The 23668-nt window shown below is 66.6% G+C and carries 25 protein-coding genes and 1 tRNA gene; 16 read left to right on the forward strand and 10 right to left on the reverse strand.

Annotation, left to right across the window (positions count from 1 at the left end):
* Nucleotides 1-67: 67 nt before the first annotated feature.
* On the reverse strand, nt 68-466 hold the full coding sequence (locus tag Rhe02_RS16480) for a hypothetical protein (RefSeq protein ID WP_203909113.1): 399 nt from the start codon (nt 464-466) through the stop codon (nt 68-70).
* 378 nt (nt 467-844) lie between these two features.
* The gene (locus Rhe02_RS16485) at nt 845-1930 is read right to left on the reverse strand and encodes a hypothetical protein (protein WP_203909114.1); all 1086 of its coding nucleotides are present in this window, start codon (nt 1928-1930) and stop codon (nt 845-847) included.
* 308 nt (nt 1931-2238) lie between these two features.
* On the opposite strand from Rhe02_RS16485, the gene Rhe02_RS16490 reads away from it, so the two are divergent.
* Genes Rhe02_RS16490 through Rhe02_RS16500 form a run of 3 tightly spaced genes read left to right on the forward strand, consistent with a single transcriptional unit; the run spans nt 2239 to nt 5066 of the window.
* Complete coding sequence (locus tag Rhe02_RS16490) at nt 2239-2889, forward strand: class I SAM-dependent methyltransferase (protein ID WP_239123868.1); 651 nt, start codon at nt 2239-2241, stop codon at nt 2887-2889.
* 9 nt (nt 2890-2898) lie between these two features.
* Entirely contained in the window at nt 2899-3699 is an 801-nt protein-coding gene (locus Rhe02_RS16495) for an S-methyl-5'-thioadenosine phosphorylase (RefSeq protein ID WP_203909115.1), read from the forward strand.
* Complete coding sequence (locus Rhe02_RS16500) at nt 3696-5066, forward strand: glycosyltransferase 87 family protein (protein ID WP_203909116.1); 1371 nt, start codon at nt 3696-3698, stop codon at nt 5064-5066. The genes Rhe02_RS16495 and Rhe02_RS16500 overlap by 4 nt, the downstream gene beginning before the upstream one ends.
* Before the next feature lie 189 nt (nt 5067-5255).
* Here Rhe02_RS16500 and Rhe02_RS16505 read toward each other — a convergent pair whose 3' ends face one another.
* Nucleotides 5256-6050 carry a sigma factor gene (locus Rhe02_RS16505; RefSeq protein WP_505973675.1) on the reverse strand — a complete coding sequence of 265 codons (795 nt, stop codon included), beginning with the start codon at nt 6048-6050 and terminating at the stop codon, nt 5256-5258.
* Here Rhe02_RS16505 and Rhe02_RS51160 point away from each other — a divergent pair.
* From Rhe02_RS51160 to Rhe02_RS16535, 6 genes are all read left to right on the forward strand, one after another.
* The gene (locus Rhe02_RS51160) at nt 5949-6191 is read left to right on the forward strand and encodes a hypothetical protein (protein WP_239123869.1); all 243 of its coding nucleotides are present in this window, start codon (nt 5949-5951) and stop codon (nt 6189-6191) included. The genes Rhe02_RS16505 and Rhe02_RS51160 overlap by 102 nt on opposite strands.
* A gap of 50 nt (nt 6192-6241) precedes the next feature.
* Nucleotides 6242-6652 carry a VOC family protein gene (locus tag Rhe02_RS16515; RefSeq protein ID WP_203909118.1) on the forward strand — a complete coding sequence of 137 codons (411 nt, stop codon included), beginning with the start codon at nt 6242-6244 and terminating at the stop codon, nt 6650-6652.
* An 85-nt stretch (nt 6653-6737) separates the two neighbouring features.
* Nucleotides 6738-7055, forward strand: coding sequence for a hypothetical protein (locus Rhe02_RS16520; protein ID WP_203909119.1), 318 nt, complete (start codon nt 6738-6740; stop codon nt 7053-7055).
* A gap of 42 nt (nt 7056-7097) precedes the next feature.
* Nucleotides 7098-7544 (forward strand): SRPBCC family protein, encoded by a 447-nt coding sequence (locus tag Rhe02_RS16525; protein WP_203909120.1) that lies wholly within the window; start codon nt 7098-7100, stop codon nt 7542-7544.
* Nucleotides 7545-7629: 85 nt separating this feature from the next.
* Nucleotides 7630-8022: a YciI family protein gene (locus Rhe02_RS16530; protein ID WP_203909121.1), complete on the forward strand. Its 393-nt coding sequence runs from the start codon at nt 7630-7632 to the stop codon at nt 8020-8022.
* Entirely contained in the window at nt 8019-9257 is a 1239-nt protein-coding gene (locus Rhe02_RS16535) for an RNA polymerase sigma factor (RefSeq protein WP_203909122.1), read from the forward strand. Before Rhe02_RS16530 ends, Rhe02_RS16535 begins: the two co-directional genes overlap by 4 nt.
* A gap of 230 nt (nt 9258-9487) precedes the next feature.
* On the opposite strand, the gene Rhe02_RS16540 is transcribed toward Rhe02_RS16535, so the two are convergent.
* Nucleotides 9488-9715, reverse strand: coding sequence for an anti-sigma factor family protein (locus Rhe02_RS16540; RefSeq protein WP_203909123.1), 228 nt, complete (start codon nt 9713-9715; stop codon nt 9488-9490).
* Nucleotides 9712-10410, reverse strand: a complete 699-nt coding sequence (locus tag Rhe02_RS16545) for an RNA polymerase sigma factor (protein ID WP_239123870.1) — start codon at nt 10408-10410, stop codon at nt 9712-9714. Before Rhe02_RS16545 ends, Rhe02_RS16540 begins: the two co-directional genes overlap by 4 nt.
* A gap of 131 nt (nt 10411-10541) precedes the next feature.
* Between Rhe02_RS16545 and Rhe02_RS16550 the strand changes: the two genes are divergently transcribed.
* Both Rhe02_RS16550 and Rhe02_RS16555 read left to right on the forward strand, forming a co-directional pair.
* A complete protein-coding gene (locus Rhe02_RS16550; RefSeq protein WP_203909124.1) occupies nt 10542-12842 on the forward strand; it encodes a hypothetical protein in 2301 nt (766 codons plus the stop codon).
* On the forward strand, nt 12823-14877 hold the full coding sequence (locus tag Rhe02_RS16555) for a metallophosphoesterase family protein (RefSeq protein ID WP_203909125.1): 2055 nt from the start codon (nt 12823-12825) through the stop codon (nt 14875-14877). Before Rhe02_RS16550 ends, Rhe02_RS16555 begins: the two co-directional genes overlap by 20 nt.
* A 276-nt stretch (nt 14878-15153) precedes the next feature.
* On the opposite strand, the gene Rhe02_RS16560 is transcribed toward Rhe02_RS16555, so the two are convergent.
* Nucleotides 15154-16002: an alpha/beta fold hydrolase gene (locus Rhe02_RS16560; RefSeq protein WP_203909126.1), complete on the reverse strand. Its 849-nt coding sequence runs from the start codon at nt 16000-16002 to the stop codon at nt 15154-15156.
* A 744-nt stretch (nt 16003-16746) separates the two neighbouring features.
* On the opposite strand from Rhe02_RS16560, the gene Rhe02_RS16565 reads away from it, so the two are divergent.
* Complete coding sequence (locus Rhe02_RS16565; protein ID WP_203909127.1) at nt 16747-18231, forward strand: recombinase family protein; 1485 nt, start codon at nt 16747-16749, stop codon at nt 18229-18231.
* 2 nt (nt 18232-18233) lie between these two features.
* Here Rhe02_RS16565 and Rhe02_RS16570 read toward each other — a convergent pair.
* A tRNA-Leu gene (locus Rhe02_RS16570) sits at nt 18234-18317 on the reverse strand.
* 128 nt (nt 18318-18445) lie between these two features.
* Between Rhe02_RS16570 and Rhe02_RS16575 the strand changes: the two genes are divergently transcribed.
* The 4 genes from Rhe02_RS16575 (at nt 18446) to Rhe02_RS16590 (ending at nt 21828) form a co-directional block, all read left to right on the forward strand.
* The gene (locus Rhe02_RS16575) at nt 18446-19396 is read left to right on the forward strand and encodes a hypothetical protein (protein WP_203909128.1); all 951 of its coding nucleotides are present in this window, start codon (nt 18446-18448) and stop codon (nt 19394-19396) included.
* A gap of 202 nt (nt 19397-19598) precedes the next feature.
* On the forward strand, nt 19599-19994 hold the full coding sequence (locus Rhe02_RS16580; RefSeq protein ID WP_203909129.1) for a GntR family transcriptional regulator: 396 nt from the start codon (nt 19599-19601) through the stop codon (nt 19992-19994).
* Complete coding sequence (locus Rhe02_RS16585) at nt 19991-20872, forward strand: ABC transporter ATP-binding protein (protein ID WP_203909130.1); 882 nt, start codon at nt 19991-19993, stop codon at nt 20870-20872. Before Rhe02_RS16580 ends, Rhe02_RS16585 begins: the two co-directional genes overlap by 4 nt.
* Complete coding sequence (locus Rhe02_RS16590) at nt 20869-21828, forward strand: ABC-2 membrane transporter-related protein (RefSeq protein WP_203909131.1); 960 nt, start codon at nt 20869-20871, stop codon at nt 21826-21828. Before Rhe02_RS16585 ends, Rhe02_RS16590 begins: the two co-directional genes overlap by 4 nt.
* Here the strand turns inward: Rhe02_RS16590 and Rhe02_RS16595 are convergent.
* The 3 genes from Rhe02_RS16595 to Rhe02_RS16605 are packed head-to-tail and all read right to left on the reverse strand — an operon-like array spanning nt 21787 to nt 23194.
* Nucleotides 21787-22245: a nitroreductase family deazaflavin-dependent oxidoreductase gene (locus tag Rhe02_RS16595; RefSeq protein WP_203909132.1), complete on the reverse strand. Its 459-nt coding sequence runs from the start codon at nt 22243-22245 to the stop codon at nt 21787-21789. The two genes, Rhe02_RS16590 and Rhe02_RS16595, sit on opposite strands and share 42 nt — an antisense overlap.
* 7 nt (nt 22246-22252) lie before the next feature.
* The gene (locus Rhe02_RS16600; protein ID WP_203909133.1) at nt 22253-22714 is read right to left on the reverse strand and encodes an NUDIX hydrolase; all 462 of its coding nucleotides are present in this window, start codon (nt 22712-22714) and stop codon (nt 22253-22255) included.
* A 15-nt stretch (nt 22715-22729) separates the two neighbouring features.
* Nucleotides 22730-23194 (reverse strand): Rv0361 family membrane protein, encoded by a 465-nt coding sequence (locus Rhe02_RS16605; RefSeq protein ID WP_203909134.1) that lies wholly within the window; start codon nt 23192-23194, stop codon nt 22730-22732.
* Nucleotides 23195-23668 lie beyond the last annotated feature (474 nt).

Consider the following 23668-nt stretch of genomic DNA (forward strand, 5'->3'; position numbering starts at 1 on the left):
TCGCGATCACCGACGCGGCCAGTCACGGCCGCAAGCCTTGGCCCCGCACACGGCCGCGGCTTCTGCGTCAATGACGCTCTCCGCTGGTGCGGTTGAGGGCGAGCTGCAGTTGCCGGATGGAATGGCGCAGCGTGGCGCGTACGGCCTGGTAGTGGCGTCCAGCTTGCTCATATGCGTCATCGGTAACGGTGTAGACGACGGCGACGGCCTCCCGCTGCAGGCGGGCGGTGCAAAGCCGCTGCTCGGCTGCCATCACCAATACCAGGTTTCCGGCTGCGAGTGCGGCCGTCAGGTCGTCCTCAGCGCCGATGTGGACTCTCACGGCGCGAGCCAGGTCAGCCAGCAGCTGGTTACGCCGGTGACTGCGCACAATGTCTTCGGCCGCCTCGACCACGTCAAGAGCCGCTAGCCGCTCCCAGCGCCTGGCCATAAGCTCGCGCAAGTGTGCGACGTCATCGTGAGCCACGCCGCCTCGCCCTCCTTTACTCGACGTCTGGTTCGCCGCATGTTGGCTGCCTGCTACGGCGACGTTACTCAACGGCATCGCCGTGCGGGTATCAGCCGCTGAGACACAACCGGCGTAGCCGGTACAGGCCGCCGACGAGAATCTGGCCGAGCCGGAGGCGACGAAGATCGTCGCCGGTGGCGGAGAGGCTTCCCCAGTGATCACCGACGGCGTCTACCCTGAGTCCAAAGGAGTAAGAGCGCATCTGCTGGAAACCCCTGTCCAGCAAAGGATCCCGCCGGGAGGCAGGCGTCGCCTGTGACGGTGTCTAGACGCATCTTCGCTCCGGTACCGATTGTGCCGCGCCCGGCGGGAGATCCTCTACCCTTTGTTAGGAAATTATTCGGTCGTTCGGATGGTGGAGGTCTGGTTGGCCGCGGCGCTTTGGCTGTAGCCGTAGCCCACGCCCCAGACAGTCGACGGTGCGACGGTGGCGGCGCCGTACAGCTTCGGGCCTGGTGTGGTCTCGCGTGTCCACGCAGAGCCGTCCCAGCGCAGCACAAGACTGCGGGCGCCAAGGCCTTCGCCGTCGAGGCCGACGGCGTACACATTGGATGGTGAGAGCGCTACGATGTCGCGTAGTTGGCCGCCGCCGGGGAAGGCGGGTATGGTCGCGCGGGTCCAGGCTGTGCCATCCCAGTGGTAGATCGCCGGGATCCAGTGTGGACCACCGGGATACGTGTGGCCGACCGCCCACACGTCGTTTGGTGACACTGTCTTCACTCCAAACAGCATGACCTGGTTGGGCTGCGGCAGCGGCACCGATACCCACGCGGTGCCGTTCCAGCGCAACGTCGCCGCTACAGCTATGCCGCCGAACGGACTGGTGCTGCCCCAGCCGACGGCCCACGCATCGCTAGGTCCGGTAGCGTCGACAGCCTCGAGGAAGTCCTCCGCGGTGATGGCCGGCGTGGCGAATGTGCGCCATGTGCCGGTGCCGCTGCGCTGGGCGATGAGCTTGAGGCTGCCGTAGCTTGCGCCGGGCCGGCTGTACGATCCCACGGCCCACAGGCTGCCCTGGACTGACTTGACGCCACGCAACTCGTTGATGCCGTTGGGGTTCGGGTTGGGGCCGGCGACCGTGCTCCAGGCCGCCCCGTCCCAGTGCTGAACGAGCGTGCGCTGACCGCCCTGCTGGAACCCGGCGGCCCACGCGTCGGTGTCGGACGGCGCGTCCACGGCGCGTAACATCGCGCTGCCGCTCGCGGCCGGGTGGGTCACGCTCACCCATCCTGTGCCGTTGTGACGCAGTATCAGTGTGCGGAAGCTCGAGGTGGAGGCGACTACCCGGCCGACCGCCCATACATGTGTCGAGCTCGACGCGGAGGCGGCGAGAAGTTCGTTGCTTCCGGGTGCATTGGGCGAGGGCACCTGGACCCAGGTCGCCGCCACCACCCACGCAGTGATCAAGGTCAATGACTTCATGGCGTCCATGGTTCACGCATTGGCACCCGCAGAGTCTTACGGTCGGCTTACGAGAACCCGATCAAGACTCGGCTCCGGTGACAAGTACCCAGACGTATCGAGAATAACGAGAATGCAGATCACATTCGGCTTTGGATCCGTAAGGGTGTCGTAAGGATCAATGCCGGGGCGCCGGCCATACGGTAAAGCCGTGATCGACGTTGTGTTGCCTTGTCTTGATGAGGCTGCCGCTCTGCCTACCTCGGCGCCGTGGCGGCACAATGCCCCGGCGGCCGGTTCGCCGCTGTGGTAAGCGGACTGGGGTTTAGGTGAGAGCGGCGCTGGGCGTCTTCGGCCGGGCTCTTCAGCACGCGGCCATCGGCGACGACTCCGTCGTGGATCTGATGTCGGTCTCCGGTGACACCCTGCTGCGCATGGACGCCGCACACTGGTGCGGCCAACCCCGACCAGGCGATGACACCATCGTGACAAGCTGCAGCGGATCCACGTTGGACGTAGGGTGCGGGCCGGGAAGGCTGGTCTCCGCATTGGCCCAGCAGGGCGTGGCCGCGCTGGGTATTGATATCAGTGGTGAAGCCATCGCTCAGGCACGCGAGCGTGGGGCGGCGGCCCGGCTATGCGACGTGTTCGCCAGGGTCCCCGACTCGGGCTGGTGGAAACATGTGCTTCTGGCCGACGGCAACATCGGTATCGGCGGGCATCCGGCTCGGCTGCTGCAACGCTGCCGGCGGCTGCTGCGCCCCAGCGGAACCATCATCGTCGAGATCGGTTCGCCAGGGTCGGGCACATGGCGGCATCCGGTCCGGTTACGGCACAACGGTTTGGACAGCCCACCGTTCTGGTGGGCCGCAGTCGCCGCCGATGACCTTGAACCCATCGCGCATGAGGCAGACCTTGCCGTCGCAACCCACTGGGCCTCGGCTGGGCACTGGTTCGCCCGGCTGCGCGCGCAGAACTAGGAGAATCAGATGCAGGCACAGATAGGGATTATCGGTGGGTCCGGACTGTATGAGCTGTTCGGCGACTCCGCCTCCGAGCACAAACTCACCACACCCTACGGCGATCCGTCGGGCGTTGTCACGATCGCGCCTGTCGCCGGCCGGTCGGTGGCATTCCTGCCGCGCCACGGTTCCGGCCACCGCTACCCCGCGCACGTGATCCCGTACCGGGCAAACATGTGGGCGCTTCGCTCCCTGGGCTGCCGCCAGATTCTGGCACCATGCGCGGTCGGCGGCTTGCAACCGCAGCTCGGTGCTGGAACTTTCGTCGTACCCGATCAGCTCGTCGACCGCACAAGCGGGCGCGAGCACACGTTTTACGACACGGGCGCCGTGCACATCAACTTCGCCGACCCGTACTGCCCACACCTACGGCAGTCTATTTTGGACACTGCGGCTTCTGCGGGCCAACCCGTCGTCGACGGCGGCACCATGGTCGTCATCAACGGGCCTCGGTTCTCCACCCGCGCCGAGTCTCGCGGCTTTGCGGCCGCCGGGGCAGGCGTCATCAATATGACCGGCGCACCGGAGGCAGCCTTGGCTCGCGAACTGGCCATGTGCTACGCCACGATCGCCTTGGTGACCGACCTGGACGCGGGCGTCGACGGTGAGCGCGGCGTCACCCAAGACGAGGTGTTTAGGGTCTTCGCCGACAACACCGCCAAGATGCGAACACTCCTGCTGGCCGGCATCGCCGCCGTAGACACGGCCCGCCCGTGCGCGTGCGCGAACGCGCTGGACGGCATGACCCTGCCGTTCGAGCTGCCGTGAACCCGCCACAGACCATGTTGCGCACCGTGGGTGCCGCCGCCTGCCTTGCCGCGCTGGGCCTGTGCGTCTGGTGGCTGGTCCATCCCCCGGCGTGGCAGGGCGCCTGGACGTGGTATGTCCTCATGGGTAGCGCCTGGGTCCTGTTCGCCTGCGGTGCATGGCTCGTGCGGGGCGTTCCCCGCAAAGCCGCGGTGGCGCTCATCATCCTTGGCGCGATCGGCCTGCCGCTAGCCGCCGGGTTCGCCCCGCCGCGTACCAGTGACGACCTTTACCGCTACATCTGGGACGGCCGGGTCCAGGCCGACGGCATCGGCCCGTATCGGTATGTGCCCGCCGCACCGGAACTTGTCCACCTGCGCGACGATTTCCTTTGGCCGCAGCATTCCACGTGGTGCGTGCCGGCGACAGCATCGCAAGGCCAGCCCGACGTCACGCAGGGATGCTCGCTGATCAACCGGCCCACCGTGCCCACCATCTACCCGCCGGTGGCTCAGGCGTTTTTCCTTGCCGTGCAGGCACTTTCCCCATCCGGCTCGCAAGAGGGGCCGATGCAGGTGGCGGCAGTGCTCGCCGTGCTCGCGGTAGCGATCCTGCTGGTGATCGTTCTTCCCAAAACCGGGGCCGATCCCAGGCTGGCCGCTCTGTGGGCGTGGTGTCCGCTGGTGGCGATCGAGGCGGGCAACAACGCCCACCTGGATGTCATAAGCACATTGCTGACGGTGGCCGCGCTCCTGGTTGCCGGGCGGGCGGCAACATGGCGGGGTACCGCGGCCGGAGCCGCCTTGCTCGGACTGGCCATCGCCACCAAGATCATTCCGGTGGTGGCCGGACCCTCGATGCTGCGCCGCCGCCCGCTTCTGGTAGCCGGCACCGCATTGCTCACCGTCATTCTGGTGTACCTGCCCCACGTTCTCGGCACCGGCGCCGGCGTGCTGGGCTACCTGCCCGACTACCTGACCGGCGAAGGCTACGACACGGGCAGCCGCTTCGCACTGCTGCTGTTCCTGCCGTCATCGCTACGCCTGGGGACTGCCGTCGTCATCCTGGCAGCCACAGCGGCCTACGTGTTCTGGCACTCCGACCCGGATCGGCCCTGGCGTAGCGCCACCATCATGGCCGGGGTCATGCTTCTCGTGGCAACGCCGGGCTACTCGTGGTACACCATCCTGCTGGTCGCTCTGGCCGCCATGAGCGACCGGCCCGAATGGCTGGCCGTGGTCGCCGCCGGATACGTCGCGCAGTACTACGGCAACCTTCACCTGGAAATACACCAGTCACTGCAAATCGGTTACGGCGTCGCGGCACTGGTAGTGGTGGCCACGACACTGCTGCGCCAGCGTCCGCTGTGGAAGACACGCACGGCGTGAAGAGGCCCACTTCGCTGCTGCACAGCCCCAGCCAACTCGATGTCACGACCGGCGCGGCGGTCGGCACTGCATCGTCACCGCCAACGTCACCCACGCCATCCAAGCTGTTGCGGCCCCCCGGTCAGGTCGCTGGGCGGCTGGTGGGTATGTCGAAGGCGGGGAACAGGCCCGCTTGGGGGAAGCCGGTGATCATCGCGATTGCGGCGTCGTTGGTGGTGCCGGTGATGTCGAAGACCATGATGCCGTACCCGTTGCAGGCCCCGCGGTTGTCGGGAAGGTATGCCGCCACGGCGGGCTGCCCGTTGGCGTGGATCGCGACCAGCTCGATGAGGTCGAGGCGCCCGTCGGCGGGCACGGTGGCGAAGAAGTCTGCGATGGCTTGCCTGCCGGCGAATTCGGCGCGTTCGGGTGGCATGCGCAAGATGGCGTCCTCGCGCAGCAATGCTGCCAGCGCCGGGATGTCGCGGGCGTGCCAGGCGGTGATGAAACGCTGCAGGATCTGCTGTTCGACTGGTTCGAGCGCCCTGCTGGGCCGGTGTGGTGCGGCCATGCCGGCGCGGGCTCGTTGCAGCAGTGAGTTGGCGGCGGCGACGGTGGTGTCCAGCTGTGCGGCGGTTTCGGCGGGGCTGAAGGTGAGCACGTCACGTAGTAGCAGCGCCGCGCGCTGGGTCGCGGGCAGTTGCTGCAACGCGGCGACGAACGCCAGCGCGACGCTGTCCCGAGAAACGGCGGCGGCGGCCGGTCGCCGTCGGCCGCGGTGAGCTGGTCGAGCAGCCGGTCGGGGTAGGGCTGCAGGTAGATGATGTCTGAAGCGGCCACCGGCAGACCTGGCCTTGCGCGGATCATTTTGAGACATGTCGTGGTGGCGATCCGGTACAGCCAATGCCGCAGCGGGGCACGGCCGGCGAAGCCGCTCAGACCGCGCCACGCCAGCAGCTGGACTTCCTGCATCGCGTCGTCGGCGTCATCCAGCGAGCCGAGCATGCGGTAGCAGTGCACATGCAACGCCCGCCGGTGCGCGGCCAGCAGCGCGGCGAACGCTTCATGGTCGCCAGCCAGGGCCGCGGCGAGCAGGGCTGTTTCGCCGTCGACCGCTGCGTGCGTGCTCACAACGACACAGGTTAGCGCCAGACGGTGACAGCACCGATGAAAACCAGCCCTCTGGTGGATCAGACATGGTGAACGCGGCCAGCCCGGCCGCGCTCGATCCGTTGACCTGTGAGGGAGTGTGGAACGTGACGGCACCATTCATGTGGTTTGATCTGGCCAGCGCCGACCCGGGCAAGACCGCCGGGTTCTACGGGGACCTGTTCGGCTGGTCCATCGCCGATGCCGGCGTCGGCGGCTACCGGTCGTTCATCGGCGGCGCGCAGCCGTGGGCCGGTATCACCGCGTCAGACGACGCCGGGCAGTGGCTGCCCTACGTTGTCGTCGATGATCTGGACCAGGCAGCCAAGCAGGCAGTGGCGTTGGGCGCCACCGTGCTCGCCGGGCCAACCGAGGGCCCGGCGGGTACCTCGGTGCGCATCGCCGATCCTGGCGGGGCGCAGCTGGCGCTGTTCAAGCCGTTCTCGGCAGCGCCGTAGCCGGGCCTGTGACAGTAATGCCGCGGCACGGGAGAGGCCTGGGCCGCGGCACACCACCCGGCAGCAAGCAAAAGGGGGGAATACCGTGACTGGGGAAGAGCTGTTCTGGGACCTGGCCGAGCCGCTGTGCGCGCAGGCTGCGGTGTCCCGGTCGACCATGATGGGGTACCCGTGCCTGCGCTACCACGGCAGGTTCTTTGCCTCGATCGACCGCACCACGGGCGCGCTGCTGGTCAAACTTCCCCAAGACCGCGTCGCCGAACTGATCCGGCAGGGGCACGGGCAGCCGTTCGCCCCGGCCGGGCGCATGTTTCGCGAGTGGGTAGCCATCGACAAGCCGCAACGGCGCCGCTGGAACACCCTGATCGGCGAGGCAATCGACTTCGCCCAAACCGGCGGATAACCCCCGTCGGTGGTCGCGCCCGGCCCTGACAGGATGAAGACCATGGCCGTCGACGTGCTGACTGAGACTGTGATCGCCGCACCGTGCGAGCAGGTCGCCGCGTTCGCCGGTGACCCCGGCAACGCTCCCCGCTGGTACGCCAACATCACCTCGGTGACCTGGCAGACCCCGCCCCCGCTCGCGGTCGGGTCGCGCATCGAGTTTGTGGCCCGGTTCCTTGGCCGCACCTTGCGCTACACCTACGAAGTCGCCGAGTTCGAGCCCGGCCGCAAGCTGGTGATGCGCACCAGCCAGGGCCCGTTTCCGATGGAAACCACCTACGCCTTCATCCCCATCGACGCGGCCCACACCCGCATGACCTTGCGTAACCGTGGTGAACCTTCCGGTTTCGCCGCTGTCGCCGGGCGCGCGATGGCCGCCGCGATGCGCCGCGCCAACACCAAGGATCTCGCCAGGCTCAAACACCTCCTCGAAACCGGCGAGGGGTGATCCTGTCCAAATCCGCGCGACAGCTCCGATCACCAGGCGAGGGACACGCCCATCCGGGGGCGGCACCACAAGAAAGAAGGCGACCATGAAGTACCTGCTGATGATGAACCTGCGCCCCGACAACGGAGGCGGGCAGCCGTGGACAGCGCAGGACATGCAGGCCAGCGGTCAACACATGCAGCAGATCTGGCAGGAACTGACCGACAACGGAGAGTTGATCGACACCGGGAGGCTGGCCGGCCCACAAACCGCCAAGATCGTCATAAGCGACGGTGTCGACGCGCCGGTCGTCTCCGACGGCCCGTTCCCGGAAATGAAGGAATTCCTGGCGGGGTACTGGCTTATCGACGTCGACAGCGAACAACGCGCCATCGACATCGCCGCGCGCACCTCCGCCGGGCCAGGCCCAGGCGGGCAGCCCATGCGCCAGCCGATCGAAGTCCGCGCCATCATGAGCGGCGCGAAGCCGGAACTGTGACCCAGCCCGGCGCTGTCGAGGACCTGCTGCGCGAACTCGCGCCGCAGGTCCTCACCGCGCTCATCCGCCGCTACGGCGACTTCACCAATGCTGAAGACGCCGTCCAGGAAGCCCTCATCACCGCATCCCAGCAGTGGACTTCAGACGGAATCCCCGCGCAGGCACGTAGCTGGCTCATCACGGTCGCAACCCGGCGCCTGATCGACATATGGCGTGCCGACACTGCCCGGCATCACCGTGAAACCCTTGCCGCACAGCAGGAAACAACAACACCCGAGCAGTCTTCCAATTTGGACGATTCACTGCCGCTGTTGTTCATGTGCTGCCACCCGGCCCTCACCCCGGCTTACGCGATCCCGCTGACTCTGCGGGCGGTCGGCGGCCTCACTACCGCCGAAATCGCCCGCGCTCTCCTGCTGCCCGAGGCGGCAATAGGCAAACGGATCAGCCGCGCCAAACAGCGCATCACCGAATCCGGAATGCCTCTGCAAATGCCAGCCACCAACGAAATACCGCAACGGCTGCGCAGCGTACTGCACATCCTCTACCTGGTGTTCAACGAAGGCCACACCGCCACCACCGGACCAGCCGTATCCCGCGCAGACCTCACCGCCGAAGCAATCCGCCTGGCACGACTGCTTTACCAAGCCATGCCCGGCGAGCCCGAAGCCGCTGGCCTGCTCGCGCTCATGCTCCTGACCGAAGCCCGCCGACCCGCCCGTACCGGACCTCACGGCGAACTCATCCCGCTCGACGAGCAAGACCGAACCCGCTGGGACCAAGACCTCATCGCCGGAGGCACCGCACTCATCACCGCCGCACTGCGCCAACAGCGGGCAGGCTACTACCAGCTACAGGCCGCCATCGCCGCCATCCACGACGAAGCCACCTCCACCGCTGACACCGACTGGCCACAAATCCTTGCCATATACGACCTTCTTGCCCGCATCTCCAACAACCCCATGATCCGGCTCAACCAAGCCATCGCCGCCGCCATGGTCCACGGCCCCGAAACCGGCCTGGCAATGCTCAGACTGTTGGAGACCGAACTAGCCGGAAACCACAGGCTGGACGCCGTCCGCGCCCACCTGCTCGACATGGCCGGCCGCCACGGCGAAGCCGCCGCCGGCTACACCGCAGCCGCAGCAAGAGTCACGAACGAAGCCGAGCAAAACTACCTCCATCGCCGCAGTGCCGCCGCCCAAGCAGCCGCGCGCGGGGATGCCAGCTGCTGATCGGGCAGCTAGCCTGCGGCTATTCGACCATCACTTCGCCAGCCACGTATTCCGGCCGTGCGCACAGATACGGACAGCTGCTGTTTGTCAGCTATCTGCCAGCATGTCGCTACTGCGGGCGTGTAACGCCGGGTGGGCCTAGAGGCACTGAACGGGTGGCATCTACACCAGGTGAAGGAGCATCGATGGTTCGCGGTCCGGACAACGATTTCACCAATCGCAACACCACGTTACCGGTGGAACTCGCGAAATGCTTCCAGCAGCCGGTCGCGTGCTTGGCCGCCGAGACTGTGCGGCGGCAGCGTTGCCAGGGTCTGCACGGTTTGGCGGATCTGGTCGAGGTAACGTTCGCAACCGTCGCATTCGGACAGATGCGCCGCGAACCGCTGCTGGGTAGCCTCGTCCAGGGCGCCCTCCAGATAGGCGGTCACCAGCTCCACGAACTCGTCGCAGTTCATCTCGCCTCTCCCCCGCCCGTCGACGGCCGGCCGAAGTATTCTTCCAGCCGCGCCCGGACCGCGGCACGCGCCCGGTGTAGCAGCACCCGTTGGTTCTGCGGGCTGACCTCCAGGATCTCGCAGACTTCGACGGCACTGTATCCGTGCATGTCCCGCAAGGTGAGCACCAGGCGCTGGCGCTGCGGCAGCTCGGCCACCGCCGCCTCGATGGTGTCGCGGACCTCGTGGGCTACGACGTCGGTCTCCGGCGACGGCCACACCATCGGGAACCTGCGCCAATGTCCCGGGTACGGCTCATCCGCGCTCTGGAAACGGCCCCTGTCCACAGTCGGCGCGGTGTCGTCTTCGGCCAGTGCGGGCCATGGCACGGTGCGGCTGTCTCTGGCCCGGTGCGCCTTGGCGATGTTGACCAGGATCCGGTACACCCAGGTGCGCAACGACGAGCGGCCCTCGAACCGGTCGATACCACGGATCACTGCCAGCCAGGTCTCTTGCACCACATCCTCGGCCGTCTGGTCACTGGACACGTATCCCCGCGCCACGCGCAGCATGGCCTGCGACCAGCCGTCCAGCAGCTCGGCGAACGCTTTCTCGTCGCCGCCGCGCAGCCGGCCGGCGAGTTCGGCATCGATCAGCGGCGCATCGGTCTGGATCGCACCGCCGGGCGCAGCCTCCACCACCACCTCCACAGCCACTCAAGGTCACTGCCATCACACACTAGACCGGAGCACACGATGAAGAGGAAAACGGATAGTCCGTTAGGCGGACAGCCACTCGACCCAGCTAACCGGACACCCTCGCTGAACCGTCGTCGTTGGACTTTGATGTGACTACGCAGCTTTCGCCGTTTCGCGACGCGTATGCGACGTTGACCGTCGCCGTCTATGAGCCGCTGATCCTTCGCTGGATCTCCGATTGGGCGCTGGGCACCTTCGCTTCAACGGTCGCTTGGCGCGCCCACAAGGGTGCCGCGGTCGCCCGGGTCCGGGGCAATCTTCCTACCGCCATGCGGGTCGGTGCCGCCCGCCGGTTCCTGGCTGTCGATCCTGTGCCTGAGGTGGCCGACACGCCCAGCCCGAGCGAATTCGCCGGATCCCGGGCGCTGCTGAAGAATCTGCGGTCCCGGCTGGCCAACGTGCGCGTCGCACCCACCGTGGTCAACCGGGCGCTGGGCTGGGTACCCCCAAATTTTGATTTTCACGGCACCCAGACCCGGCTGTTGCATGACATGACCGGCGCCGTCGATGCCTGGCTCAAGAGCCCGCAGGGCGCGCGGCTATCCGAGCGGCTGGCCAAGGCGATCGGCGACCGGATCTACGACTACCTGCCGCCGGGCTCGGTGGAGGAAGCGTTGTCGCCCATCGGCGTTGCCCACTTCTACCGGCAGCTGTACTTCCATCTCGACGAAGGCTACGGCCCGATCGAACAGGCGTTCACCGTGGCGCCACTGGAAACCCTGGAGGTGTTGTACGAGTCGGTGCGCCGCCAGATCCACGAGGAGCAGATCGAGCTGGGCACCGAGCAGGTCAGCGAATCCGCGACCGAGGAGAAGAACCTGGAGGAGGTCTCCGACAAGGTCTCCTCGCTGGTGCAGCGGGACAACTCGGTGGCCATGTCGGTCAACTCCTCCGGCGGCGCGGCAGGCATCTGGCAGGCCGGCGCATCGGCCAGCGCCAACATCAAGGCCAGCGCGCAGAACGGGCGGGAGGAAAGCACCCGCCGGCTCAAAGAGGTAACCACCAAGGCTTCCGAGCGGATCACCAAGTCCTTCAGTCTCAAGGTGCGTGACGTCACCGATGTCACCGCCACCAACCTGACCCGGCGGGTCATCCGCAACGACTCTCCCGAGCCGGTCAGCTACGGGCTGCGGCGGGTGCTACGCCGAGTGCGGGTCAAGGTTCAGGATCTGGGGCCACAGCTGGTGTGGCAGGTATACATCTGCGAGCCCGGCGCGGGCCTGGCACGCAGCCGCTTCGTGCACTTCCGCGAAGCGGACGAGATCGTGGTACCGGATGTGCCGCCCGGCTCGCCACCCCGCCCCCGCGGCGGCACTGACACCGGCAGCACCTCGGCCACCGTCTACCTGGACACCCCGCCCGGATTCCCGGTCAATCTGGCGGTCTTTCCCACCGTCGAAGTGGTGGTGACCCCAGGCCCGGGACGGCGGGTGACACAGCTGGCCATCGACTCGATCACCGACCTGGAAGGCGGCGGCAAGGACGACGCCGCACCCGCCCCGCTCAACGGCATCCAGTGGGACGAGAGCTGGGACGAAACATCGGGCACCTACAAGGTGAAGATCGGCGTCCATCAAGGTGACTCGGCCGCGGTCAACGTCAGCTACACCTACGGCTGGGAGCCCGACGGGCAGGCCATCGCCGACTGGAAGGCGCAGGTCGACGCGTTGCGCGCCGACCTGACCGAACGCTCCCAACAGGACAAGTTCGAAAGGGAGAAGGCGCTCATCACCGAGATGAGCAAGATCCGGCCCCGGCCCGCCAACGACCTGCGCCGGGAGGAACGCTACGAGGTGATGAACCGGATGGTCTCGCAGCTGTTCGCACGCGGCGACGACCCGTCCTACCCGGCCCCGATCGAGATCGAGTACTTCCACCGCTTCTTCGACATCGAAATGATGTTCACCTACACCCACCCCAGCTGGTGGCGGCCGCGTTACGCCCCGGTGGCCACCGGATTGGGCCGGCCCGAGTACACCATCACCGCCGACAGCGAACCGGCACCCATGGGCGTCTCGCTGGGCTGGATGATCCAGGCCGACGGGGACAGCCGGCGCAACGAGTTCCTCAACAGCCCATGGGTGCGTGCCTGCCTGCCCATCCGGCCCGGCCGCGAACGCGAGGCGATCGCCTGGCTGGCCAAGCACATCGAGGGCCAGCGCGGCTACGACCCTGGCAATGGGCCGCTGGCCGAAGTCCTGGCCGACATCGACCAAACCCGGCGCTCACAACGGGCGGTCACCCCCACCGGACCCAACTACGTGGCCGTCGACTCGCCGGTAGGCGCCCCGTCGACACCACTGACCCCACAGGACGTCTACCCGATCATCGACGAGTTCGACGTGACCGTACCCACAGAGGGGTTCATCTATGACCGGCTTACCATCTAAGCCGCCGATCATCCTGGCCGGTCCGGTCGTGCGGCGCGCCACCGCCGACCGGGTCCATGTGTGGCTGGCCACCTCCCAGGACCTCAAACTCGACGTCGAGATCTATAAAATTGCCGATCCCACGGCGCGATCGCCGGCGCTGTCCGCGCCGATCTCGACCCGGGGACCGGCGCAGACCACGCCGCTGCAGCTGGGCGAGAAGCTGTGGATTCATCTTTTTGATGTGGTACCGATCGACGCCGCCAGCGGTAAAGGAAAGTTCCCGATCGACACCATCCTGGCCTATGACGTCATGGAGGACGGCGGCAAACGCAGGCTGCGGGAGCTGGCCAAGCTGTCCGATCTGGTGATCGAGCCATTCCCGCTGCCCACCTTCGTCCTGCCCGGACCGAAGGCGTCCGCCCGCATCCTGTACGCCTCGTGCCGCAAGTTCCACGGTGACGGCGACGATGCCATGCTGGCCACCGAGGAGCTGCTCAAGCGCAACGCCAAAGACCCTGCCAAACGGGCAGCGACCCTCTTGCTCACCGGCGACCAGATCTACGCCGACGACGTCGCCGATCTGCTGGCGCAACCGATCAACGAGTGGGCCACCCGGCTAATCGGCCGCGCCGAAGACCTTCCCGGGGTACCCGAACCCGGGAAGATCAGCGTGCGTGGCCGGGCCCGCTATTTGAAGGACCAGGCGAAGCTGACGCTCACTTCCAGCGAGGGACACAACCATCTGCTGACCTTCGGCGAGTTCGCCGCGACCTACCTGCTGGCCTGGAACCCCGATCTGTGGCCCGAACCGTGGAACCGGTCGATCCGCGTGGATCCACAGGACAAGCCGAAAGGCTTTCAGCCCATGCTCTCCGAGCAGATCACCAAACTCAACGAGGCCCGCCGTGGCAGCGGCGCCGCCCGGCGGGTGCTGGCCAACATCCCCACCTACATGATCTTCGATGATCATGAGGTCACCGACGACTGGAACCTCACCCCGGAATGGACCAAAACCTTCCACGCCAACGCCACCGGCCGGCGCATCGTGCTCAACGCGCTGTGCGCCTACTGGGCGTTTCAGGCCTGGGGCAACACACCACAGGCCTTCGACCTCGGCTCGTTCGTCAATCCGGTCACCGACTACTGCCGTACCGGAAAAAACGAAGCAGCAGCGGAGAAAGCCCTCTTTGAATTCAAAGAGTGGTCCTATGTAGCGCCGACCGACCCTCCGGTGCTGATGCTCAATACCCGCACCCGCCGTGCCGCCACGCGCGGTGCGCTCGACTACCGGGTCGACTTGGGTCGCACCGAAGGCTATTTCTATCCACGTAACACGAGGGCGCCGCGGCTGCTCGACCCCGACGAACGGGCACGGCTGGCCGGCCTGCTCAAATCCCTCTCCGGAACGGGCACGGCGATCGTGGTCACTCCCGGGCCGGTGTTCGGTGTCGACGCCATCGAGGGTGCGATCGAGGCGATCGCCGCAGTGGCCGGGGAAGCTACCACCGACCTGGAGTCGTGGCGGCCAAACCCGCTGAGTTTCGTGGACTTGATGCGATTGCTCGCCGGGGCCGGCCTTTCCACCGTGGCGATCCTTTCCGGCGATGTGCACTACGCCTTCCAGGTCGCCGCCCGGCTGACACAGGCCGGACAGACCATCCGGATCGGACAGTTCACCAGCAGCGCGCTGAAGAACATGCCCACCGGAATGCTGGGTGCGGCCTCCGTCTTCCTCGGTGGCCGGGTCGACCTACGCCAAGCCTGGCACTGGTGGCTGCCCTCCGGCGACGAAGGCCCGGTCACCAGAATCCCGGCCACCGCAACCGGCGAACTCACCAAGGCCAAGGAGCGCTTCCGCCGCGACCCGGACCTCATCGAGCAGATCACCTACCTGGCGCACATGAGCAACAAGCAGGTCGTCCTGCAGCACAGCAACGTCGGCGAACTCACCGTCACCGGCGGCCGGCTAACCCACCGCCACTGGGCCCAGGCCCGGGGTCAAACTCAAGGCCTGCCACAAGTCACCCTCGACCCAGGGTCATGGCCGGCCTGAACCAGCCATCCGGTGTGCCCGCTCGAAGCGTTCAACTACTGGGTTTGCGTCTGTCGAGGGCCATGCCCAGTCCCGCGGCCGACCAGACGAGCTCTCCGGTCGACCGGGCCTGGCCGGCGCGCAAAGAGAGGGCCGCGAGGATACGTTGCTTCACCCGGTCCGCCGGGAAGTTGATCAACCCGCCGTCGACAGAACAGACCTCTAGCGGACCGAAAGCCTAACTCTGTAGTTGGCTGCCATGCGCCCCATCGGATTCCGATCTGCGACTTACACCTCCTAATCGGCGACCTGGGCCACCAGTGACACCACATCGTCGAGATGCTGTGGAGTGGTCAGGTGGCCCATGCCGGGCAGGACCCGAAGGTCGAGGTTCATGGTTCGGTGCACGGCTGGTGCCAGTCGCCGGGGTGGCAGGAACCGGTCATGTTCCCCTACCCCGACGACGCACGGCAGCTCGGCGCGGCGGGCTAGTAGCTCGGTGGGCAGCGGCGGCGGGGCCAGGGTGGTGCGGCAAGAACCGGCCATGAGGGTCATCCATTCCACGTCGGTCTCGGGCGGATCCTCAGTGGGGGCGACGAACAAACGGAGCATGCGGCGCGTGTGATCGGATGTGGGCCGTAGAAGCCAAATGGCTGATGCCAGCGCCAGTTTCGGGTCCACGGATAGCCGTATGAAACCCGCCGGTGAGATCAGCGCCCGGGCTGCGATCCGGGGAGAGCCGGCGGCCAGGGCGACCGCGGCGCCCAGCGAATTGCCCACCAGCACAACCTCGTCCATCTGTGTGGCCGTGAGAACCTCGTCGAGCACTCGGCCGTACCAGGCAAGCCGGGTCCGGCGAGGCCGGTGTGGGTCGCTGAGTCCAGGCTGACCGGGCAGATCCACCACCGTAGTCGCCCAGCGAGCTGACAGCGCCCGCAGCCATGGCAGAGCCACTGCGGCGTTGGATCCCGTTCCGGGGACCACGACGACTCGCGGCCGGCCGGAGCCGGCGCTGGCGAGCTGCACATGTCCGGCGCTGGTGTCCACGGCCGTGCCGGTGAGTGGAAAGTCCCCTCGCGCCAGCGTCTGCGAACACCATCGACGCACTGCATCGTGACCACGAGGGTTCTTGTATGCGTTCGGCATTGCGCCAGTCTTTCCGGCCCGCTCTGGTTCGTCCAGCTCCATCCCAGCCGTCCCACCAAATCGAGCCTTCGACCGAGGCAGCGCCAGACCGACACTGTCGTAGGCTGCGGCTCTTGCTGCGTTCCTAGCTGCTTTTGAGCTGGTACCGGAACCTGGTTCGGTAGGGCAATGGGTCCAGGTGACGGAGGGAACCTAGCCGGATCGTTCCGCGTCCGCAGAAAGGGATTTGCCGTCTTGCCAGGCCAGCCTGCCGCCGCTGCTGCTTCAGCAGTCAGCCCTTGTCGCACCCGCTCATCGGAACGCAGCATCTACATCGATACGTTGCGTGCTGGCGCGATTCTGCGGGTTTATCTGAACCACAAGCTGTGGATCGGCTGACTCACCGTCGTGTACCCCTTTATGTCGATTATGTATGCGCTCGGTGGCACGCCGGTCGCGACGGGCTGCGGCTCCGTCTCACATAAGGGTCCTCATCAGAACATTGCTGGTTGAGTCGGGTCCGAGGGAAGGGCGCTGGCAGCCAATTCTCACATGGCCAGTACGCAGAAGATTCTCACGCACGATGGCTATACGGACACCTCGGTCGGCTCCAGGATCCACATTGGATCTTTCGTTTTCGTCCTAACGTAAGTCCTCGCCGCAGCTCTTCCAGCTGACATCCTTATGGGCGATTTACACCCAATTCCCGTTGTTGGATTATTGGGATCGTGAGCATCTGACGCAGGCGAATCGAGGTGACTCCTCATGCCGCCCCTCCCCCGCAACGGATCGGATCTGCTCGGCTCGTGGATCACCCGCGCCGATCGCAAGGCTGACTGGTCGTTGCGGCACAACGGAGCCGCCGTTTCGGCGGGTATCCGGTTCGCGTTTTACGGCAGGATGTCCACCGACCGCTTTCAAGACTTCGCCACCTCCGCCGGCTGGCAGCGCGCCATGGCCGAAGACCTCATCAACGGACACGGCACCATCGTCGCCGAATACATCGACCAAGGATTCACCCGCAGCCGTGGCTGGGCACGCCGCCCCCAAGCCGCCCAACTCCTTACCGCCATGCGAGAGCCTTCCCGCGGGTTCGACGCGATCGTGGTCGGCGAATTCGAACGGGCCTTCTGCGGCGACCAGCTGATCCAGCTGGCGCCAATGTTCGAACGCTACGGCGTCGCGGTGTGGCTGCCCGAACTCGGCGGCCCCGTCGACATCCGCGACCCGATGCACCTGTCCCTACTGAAACTGCTTGGTGTACACGCCAAACGGGAAGTGCAGCGGGCACGGTTCCGGGTCAAGGCCGCGATGCAGTTCCAGGTCGCCGAGCAGGGCCGCGCCGTCGGTGGGCGGCCACCTTACGGCTACATGATCGTCAACGGCGGGCCACACCCCAACAGAGCCCACGCCCGGTGGGGACGACGGCTGCACCGCTACGCACCGGACCCGGTCACGGCGCCGTGGGTTTCGTGGATGTTCGCGCAACGCCTGGCAGGTTGGAGCGTGGCCGCTATCACGGTCAGCCTCAACGAACAACACATCCCCTGCCCTTCTGCGCACGACCCGGACCGCAACCCTCACCGGAGCGGAACTGCATGGACGTTGCGCACGGTCGCGTCGATCCTGGGCAACCCGCGCTATACCGGCCGGCAGGTATGGAACCGGCAGCACACCGACCACGGCAGCCTCGACCAAGCCGACGACCCGCTCGGCCACGCCGAGGTCTACCGATGGAGCAAAGTCCAGCAATGGACCATCTCCCACGACGTCGTGCACGAGCCTCTGGTCAGCGAAGCCGACTTCATCACCGCTCAGGCCATCCACAGCACCACGACAATCACGCACGAGTTCACGATGACCGGCCTGTTCTCGTGCGAGCCTTGCGGCCGGCGGCTGGAACCGCATTGGAGCCACGGCCGCCCCGCCCACCGCTGCCGACACGGACGCACGAGCTCAAGGCATCGCTGGACATCTCCGATCAAGAACATCTACGCCCGCGAAGACCAAGCCATGATCTTCCTCGCCCGAGCCGACATCGCCACCGCTGACCTGATCGCCATCCTGGAAAACCATCAGACCGCCATCTGGTGCGACCATCACCTCTGGCGACTCGAGATCGACGGCAGCATCGTCCTCGAACAGAAACCACCCCGCATGGCACCCATCCCGAAACAACGCCCGGCGCGCCACAACGCAGAAACGCCACCCGGAAATCGGATGGCGTCAATTGAAGTCGTGGGGAAATAACGTGTCCGAGGGGGGACTTGAACCCCCACGCCCTATACGGGCACTAGCACCTCAAGCTAGCGCGTCTGCCATTCCGCCACCCGGACAGGGTGCGTACGTCCGCTTCCGTGAAGGCGGCGGCCGCACGAGGGACCACTGTACACGGCCGGGTTGATCTTCACAACGCGGCATTGAACCGGTATTCAGACTGGTCGTCTGGACGCATGCTGAGGGTATGCCGATCAGCGATGATCAACAAGCTGCGTTGGGGCGTCTGGTGGCGTCTGGGGAGTTGACCCAGGCGCAGGCGGAGGCGGTGCGGCGGGAGTTTTCTGCGGCTGCTGGCGGGCCTCGGGTGGGGTGGCTGATCGAGGTTGCCGGGTACCTGGGCGGCGGGCTGATTTTGGGCGGCGCGGCGCTGCTGGTGGGGTCGACGTGGGACCGGCTGGGGCGCGGGTGGCAGACGGCGATCCTGGCCGGGGTGGCGGCGTTGTTCGTGGCGGCGGCGCTGCTGGTGGCGGAGGGGCCGGGACGGATCCGTGCGCTTGAGGGGGCGCGGCGGCGGGTGGTGGGGGTGCTGTTGGCGCTGACCTCGATCCCGGCGGCGTTCGCGGCGGCGGTGGCGGCCAGCGATTACGACGCGGTGTGGGGGTTTTGGGCCGGGTTGGCGGTGAGTCTGGTCTGCCTGTGGGTGTTGGCGACTGGGCTGGGGGTGGCGGTGGCCGCGGCGATGAGTGTCGGGGCGGTGGTGAGTCTGGTCGAGGAGGTGTGGCATGCGCGGCCACTGGGGGTGGGCGTGGCGCTGCTGGGCCTGGGCGCGGCGTGGGCGGCGGTGACGGTGGCGGGCTGGGCGCGGCCGAAGTGGCTGGGGCTGCTGATCGGGTTCGGGCTGGCGATCGTGGGGGCGCAGCTGCCGCTGGCAGAGGGGGGCACGGAGGCGTGGGCTTACGCGCTCACCCTCGCGGTGGCAGCTGGCTGTCTGGTGTTGTATCGGTGGGAGCGGTCGCTGATGACGCTGGCGGGCGGGGTGATCGGGGTGACGCTCGCGGTACCGGAAATGATCTCTGATCTGACCGATGGCGCCGTGGGCGGTGCGGCGATCCTGCTCATTGCCGGTGTGGTGCTGGTGACGGCAAGCGCGGCCGGGATGAGGTGGCATCGCCGCCGGGCCGGCGTCCCAGACTGATCAGCGCGGGCCAACTCGCCAAGCCCGCGGGCCAACTCGCCAAGCCCGCGCGCCAACCTCGCCAAGCCCGCGCCAACCTCGCCAAGCCAAGGCGCGCAATACAAAGCCGAACCTTCGGAGCGGGCGAGCAAAGAACAGGTGTAGCCAGGATCGACCTTTACTGCTTTACTACTCGCCTAGTAAAGCCGTAAAGGGAGGGCGTATGTTCCACTTCCGGCTCGATGCCGGTTCCGGCGTGCCGCCGTACCTACAGCTCGTGCACCAAGTACGCCAGGCGGTGCTGCTCGGGTTTCTCCAGCCGGGAGACAGGCTTCCGCTGATCCGCGAGGTCGTGGAGACGCTTGCCATCAACCCGAACACGGTGGCCAAGGCCTACCGGCAGCTGGAGCAGGAGGCGCTTGTCACCGGCCGGCCCGGGAGCGGGACGTTCGTCAACGAGGCGACGGCGAAAACCATGTCCCCGGCGACCTATTCGGCGTTGCGGCGGGGGCTGGAGTCGTGGCTGCGTCGCGCCTATACGGCGGGGCTGGACGAGCATGCGGTCAATGCACTGTTTGCCACGGTGCATCATCAGACCAGGATCGAGGAAGCGGCATGACGGGCAATGAGCAAGCGCTCGCGACCGAGGGTTTGGGCAAGCGTTACGGCAAGAAATGGGCGCTGCGCGGGTGCACGCTGGCGCTGCCGGCCGGCAAGGTGATCGCCTTGGTGGGGCCTAACGGGGCGGGCAAGACGACGCTGCTGCGGATGGCCGTGGGGTTGGTGGCGCCCACGGTGGGCACGGTGGAGGTGTTCGGCCAATCCCCCACCGAGAATTCGCCACAGGCGTTGTCGCGGGTGGGTTTCCTCGCGCAGGACCATCCGCTCTATCGGCACTTCACGGTCGCGGATCTGCTGCGTTTCGGACGCAGCTGCAACGTGCGCTTTGATGAGGGGCTGGCGCTCAAACGGCTGTCGCAATTGGACATTCCGCTGAACCGGCGGGCGGGTGCGCTTTCCGGCGGGCAGCAGGCACAGGTCGCGCTGGCGCTCGCGTTGGCCAAACGGCCCGATCTGCTGGTGCTCGACGAGCCGCTGGCCAGCCTCGACCCGCTGGCGCGGCTGGAGTTTCAGCAAACCCTGATGGGCGCGGTGGCTGCCGACGGGGTGACCGTGCTGTTCTCCTCCCATGTTGTGCATGAGCTGAAGCAAGTCTGCGATCACCTGGTGGTGCTCAACCATGGCCACGTCGCCGTGCAGGGCGACATCGACGATCTGCTTGGGCAGCACCGGTTGTTGACGGGGCCGCGCGTGGAGACCGGGCCGCGAAAGTCGGGCAGCGTTATCGAAGCAAACCATGCCGACCGGCACAGCACACTGCTCGTGCGCGACGGGCGCACGGCGCTCCTGCCGGGCTGGCAGGAACAGCCGGTCGCATTGGAAGAACTCGTGCTGGCCTATCTGCGCCGCGGCATCGATCAGGAGGCAACGGTATGACATGGCTGATATGGCGCCAGCATCGCGCCGAAGCCCTTGCGCTCGTGGTGCTCATCGCCGCGATCGGGGCCGCGCTGGTGATTGTCGGGCAGCCGATGCACGACTTGTTCCCCAATGGCGCCAGCCGATGCGTCCCGCCGACAACCGATCGGGCCTGCATCGTTGGCCTTGCCACACTGCAGCAAAGCTACGACTTCGCCGCGCCCATGCTGGCGTTGCTCAACTTCGTCCCGCTGGCCATCGGCGCCTTCCTGGGCGCGCCTCTGCTGGCCCGCGAGCTCGAACTGGGGACGTGGCAGCTGGCGTGGACCCAGGCGGTACCGCGGATGCGTTGGCTGGCCGCCAAACTTGTCGCGCTGGCCGGGCTGACCGTCGCCCTGGGCGCGGCCTTCACCGGGGCGGTCGCCTGGTTCCGGCAGCCGCTGGACCTGTTCGGCCGCTTCGACATCACCGGTTTCGACCTGTCCGGGATAGTCCCGATGGCCTACGGGCTGTTCGCCTTCGCCATCGCCGCCCTGGCCGGTGCCCTGCTGCGGCGCAGCCTGCCCGCCTACGCCACCGCGATCGTCGTGTTCGTGACCGTACGGATCGCGGTGGCCACCTGGCTACGCCCGCAGTTCCGCGCGCCCATCACGCTGACCCAGGAGATCCCGCCCGGCAGCCGGGAGCTACGCCTGGCCGCCAAGCCGCTCGACTGGAACCTCGGCGAAGGCTTCGCCGACGCCTCCGGTAAACACTTCAGCGAGCTGTCATCCACGATCTGGGAACACAAGGCCACCGACGCCGGCATCGACCCGGCGACCTATCTGCACGAGCACGGCATCCTTCGCTGGATCACCTACCATCCGGCTGACCGGCTGGCAGGTTTCCAGCTCATCGAAAGCACTCTCTACGTCGGCCTGGCGGCGCTGCTGCTAGCCCTGCTCGTCTGGCGGGTCAAGCGGCGCGCCCTCTAGCGGGGTGAGCACGACCACAGGGATCTCCCGTGAGGTCGAGCCCTGGTACTGGTCATAGGTGGGGAAGATGGTGGCCATCATCTTCCACAGCCGCTCCCGCTCCCCCGCCGGCGCCGTCGAAGCTTGCGCGCTCATCACGTCGGCCCCGACCTGGATAGTGACTTGCGGGTCGGCCAGCAGGTTCAGGTACCACAGCGGATGGTCTGGTCTGCCTCCATAGGAAGCCACGATCACATACCGATCGCCGTCTTTGCCGTAAATCAGTGCGGTGCGGCGCAGGTTGCCGCTGCGGCGGCCGGTGGTGGTCAGCAGCAGAATGTCCATGCCACGCCAGTGGTGGCCCTTCTCGCCGTTGGATTCGACATAGTCGCGAATGTGTTTGGCCACCCAATCGGTGGGGCTGTCGATCGGTTCCATCGCCCCATTAGACACGAGCGGCCGCCCAGCCCGCCGCCGCGGTCACCAGGGCCGGCAAATCGTCCGGCACCTCCAAAGTGGACACCTGGTCGATCGGAACCCAAGCAGCGTCGGACACCTCGGCCAATTGCGGTGTCAGATCACCGGAAACCGGACGGAACACGTACACAAAGCTGATATGCCGGTGATAGCCCAGACGCCGATCGGTCACCATCATGTCGAGCACGGCGAATGGCGGCAACACACTTCTCAGCGACGGATGCTCGAAATTCGGCGCACCGATCGGCTCGACATCGATCCCCGTCTCCTCGCGCACCTCACGCGCGGCACCGGCCAGCGGATCCTCATCGGCCTCGATCTCACCGCCCGGACACAGCCAGCGCCCATGGTTTCGGTGGTGGATCAGCAGCACATTGCCGTTTCCGTCGAGCACGACGCCACTGGAGGTGTAATGGGCGACTTCGATCACCATCGAAGCCTATCGCTACACCCCGACTTGGCAAACCTTCCAGTCGCCGTCTTCCTTGACCAGCTGAATGGTCTGGTTGGTCTCGCCGACGAGCTCGCGCTCCAGCCTCACATTGACCGTCGCGCTGCTCTTCCCGTTGACACTATTGACGTTGAACCCGGTGATCTCATGCTTCGTGATCTTCGGGAGCATGCTCTGAGCCTGAGCGAACTGCTGCTGGGTGATTTGCCTTTTCGCGCTGGCACACAACAGGTTGTAGGCCGCGCCGTAATTTCCGGCCTGCACATCGTCGAGGTAGGCGTTCGCGGCGTCCTGCGCCGGGCCGGCCACGTCCTTGACCTTGTTGTAACCCCAGATACCCAAACCGACCGCGCCCGCGCAGCACAACACCGCCACCACCGCGCCGATCGCGATCAGAATCTTCCACCAGTTGGACTTCTGCTGCGGCGGCTGCGGCACATACGGCGGAGGAGCCGCCATGGGCGGAGGCCCAACCGGCGGCGCACCAGGCGGCGGGCCCGCCATGGGCGGCGGTGAAGCAGCCATCGGCTGATCCGGAGCAGAGGCCGCCATATACGGTTCGTCCGGGTGAGGGGCCGCTACCGGCGGCACCGCCACAGTCTCATCCGGCGACGGGCCCGCCGGCGGCCTTGCCATGGGTTCATCCGGCGAAGAAGCCGCCGCCGGTGGCCTTGCCATGGGCTCGTCCGGCGAAGAAGCCGCCCCAAACGGCAATGTCATCGGCTCATCAGGCGAAGGGACCGCCCTTGGTGGCACCGCCGAAGGCTCATCTGGTGATGACGGCGAGGCAGGCGGCTCATAGGTCATGAGGACACGCTACTCATCAGGGATGCGGTTTGTCCGGATTTTGATTTGCTTCCACGCCGCTGCGTCGTGGTTGCTCGCCGTCAACTCCCGTGCGGCGACGAAGGCCCGTGCTTGGTCACGCCCGGC

The sequence above is a fragment of the Rhizocola hellebori genome (assembly GCF_016862955.1).
GTDB classification, from domain to species: Bacteria; Actinomycetota; Actinomycetes; order Mycobacteriales; family Micromonosporaceae; genus Rhizocola; species Rhizocola hellebori.